Below are 2,398 nucleotides of genomic sequence, written 5' to 3'. Positions count from 1 at the left end.
GCTTTCATGGCTGAAGGACCTCCGGTCTTGACGCTTTCATGGCTGAAGGACCCTTGGTCTTGACGCTGTCATTTGCGCCTCGCTTCTTCGGCTTTTTTCTCGGCACTGTGCATGGACCAAAAGGCCCAGATCAGCAGCCCGATCAGGCCGGCCAGAGTCAGGCCGTAGGCCGGCCAGATGAAATTGGCCCACAGGTCCGGCCGGGCCACAACACCGGTGATCGGATCAGCCATCATGCCAGCGCCTCGGCCAGCCGCCGGCTGCGCGCGTCGATGCGCTGCTGCGCCAGCATCGCCCGCATCCGCATCAGCACGATGGCGGCAAACAGAAAGCTGAACCCCGCCACCGACAGCAGCAGCGGCGTCAGCAATTCCGGCGCGATCGACGATTTGGCCTTGAGCACCGAAATGCTGCTGCCCTGGTGCAGCGTGTTCCACCATTCCACCGAATATTTGATGATCGGCAGGTTGATCACGCCCACCAGCGCCAAAATGGCCGCGGCGCGCTGCTCCCCGCCCTTTTCGGCTTCGCTGGCACTCAGCGCCAGATAGCCCAGATACAGGAACAGCAGCACCAGCATCGATGTCAGCCGCGCGTCCCACACCCAGTAAGTGCCCCATGTCGGCTTGCCCCACAGCGCGCCGGACACCAGGCAGATGGCAGTGAACGCCGCCCCCGCCGGCGCGATGGCGCGCGCTGCGATGGTGGCCAGCGGGTGACGCCAGATCAGCGCCGTGGCCGACGCGATGGCGAGCGACATGTAGCCGCCGGCACCCAGCCACGCGGCGGGCACATGCACATACATGATGCGCACGCTTTCGCCCTGTTGGTAATCCGGCGGGCTGGCAAACAGCCCGATCCACACCCCTGCTGCGGTGAGCAAAAGGCCGAGCAGCGCCGCGATGGGCGTGGCGACACGGGCGATCTTCAGGAATCGCGTGGGGTTTGCATAACGGTGCACGCGCGCCTTCTAGCAGATGGGTGGAAGCGGGGAAGGGGCAGCGTCAGAAAGCGTCGATGCGCGTGCTCCAGCCGTCGCCCAGATACATGCGGGTGATCTTGCCGTCCTTCTCTTCAAATTGCACCACTTCGCCAACCGGGCCGCCGCCGGTGGGTGCCATCAACTTGAAACGGCCTGCGCCCAGAGGCTCCAGCACCACCTTGGTTTCCGCCGCCGGGCCATTGTCCGACAGCAGCACCAGTTGCTTGTTCAGCAGCACCACCTGGGTCACGCCGTCGTCATAGGGGCTGCGATAACGGCCGGCGAAACGCGCCCATGCATCGTCCCACAGCGGCGTCGGCTTGGGTTTGGCGGCCTTGGCCACGGCGTCGCCGACAGTGGCCAGCAGCTGGTTGGCGATATCGCCGGGGTTTGAATCATTGGTGTTGGTCAACACCACCACGCCCACCTTGTCGTTCAGCTGCACGCGCGTCATCGTCGTGTTGCCGGGGTAGCCGCCGCCATGGCCCACAAACGTGCGGCCCTTCACGCGGCTATGGTCAAAGCCAAGGCCAGAGCCGCTTTCCCAGGTTTCATCCACACTGCGCACCCGCAGCGCCTCGCGCCACGATCCGGCTGACAGCACGTTCGGCCCGCTGGTGCGCAACTGGGCGGAGATGAACTTGGCCAGATCATTGACATTGCTTGTCATCCCCGTCGCCGCCGCCATGCCGCGGGCATCCATGAACGGCAGGATGCGCCGCGTGCCTTCCGGCGTGCGGCTGGCATAGGGCGTGGCAAGGCCGGGATCGGGCTTGTCGATGCTGGTCGCGGCCATGCCCAGCGGCGTGGTGATATTGGCCGTCACATAATCGGCCCAGCGCTTGCCGGTGATTTTTTCCACCACCAGCCCGGCGACGGCAAAGGCCAGATTGGAGTATTTCCAGCGCGTCTGCGGCGGGAAGGCGGCCTGGCGACCCGGCATCAGCTTGATCAGCTCGGCCTCGGTCGGGAAGTCATAGCTGGCCCAATGATCGCCCGCTTCGCGCTGCAGGCCGGAGGAGTGGGACAGCAATTGTTCGATGGTGATCGGGCCATCGTCCGGCCCGGCGGGCTTGGGCGTGAACCAGGGCAGATATTTCACCACCGGATCATCCAGCCGCAGCTTGCCGGCTTCGCGCAGTTGCAGGATGGCGATGGCGGCGAACAGTTTGGAATTGGATGCGATGCGAAAGCGCGTGTCGGCGGTCATCGGCTTTTTGGCGGCGACATCGGCAAAGCCGAAGCCCTTGGACCACACGAGTTGCTGATCATGCACCACGCCCACCGCCACGCCGGGCAGGCCGCGATAGGCCATTTGCCCTTCCAGCCAGGCGCTGAACAACCGCTGCGCCGCCTGCACATCGGGGTTTTCGGCGATGGTCGTGGTCGGCGCTGATTGCGCTGCCGCGGGCGCTG

General features: G+C 65.1%; 3 protein-coding genes. All 3 read right to left on the bottom strand.

Translation table 11 applies throughout. From position 1 onward, the window contains the following. Positions 1–68: 68 nt before the first annotated feature. Positions 69–236 (bottom strand): heme exporter protein CcmD, encoded by a 168-nt coding sequence (locus ABWP50_RS12550; protein ID WP_353218326.1) that lies wholly within the window; start codon positions 234–236, stop codon positions 69–71. Continuing rightward, positions 233–961 (bottom strand): heme ABC transporter permease, encoded by a 729-nt coding sequence (locus ABWP50_RS12545; protein ID WP_353218325.1) that lies wholly within the window; start codon positions 959–961, stop codon positions 233–235. The genes ABWP50_RS12550 and ABWP50_RS12545 overlap by 4 nt, the downstream gene beginning before the upstream one ends. Before the next feature lie 43 nt (positions 962–1,004). After that, positions 1,005–2,398, bottom strand: a 1,394-nt coding sequence (locus tag ABWP50_RS12540) for a serine hydrolase domain-containing protein (RefSeq protein ID WP_353218324.1), incomplete at its 5' end; no start/stop codon positions are given.

This window comes from Sandarakinorhabdus sp., assembly GCF_040398645.1.
Taxonomy (GTDB): domain Bacteria; phylum Pseudomonadota; class Alphaproteobacteria; order Sphingomonadales; family Sphingomonadaceae; genus Sandarakinorhabdus.
The sequence above is the reverse complement of the archived record's forward strand: the minus strand, read 5'-3'. Positions and strand labels throughout refer to the sequence as shown.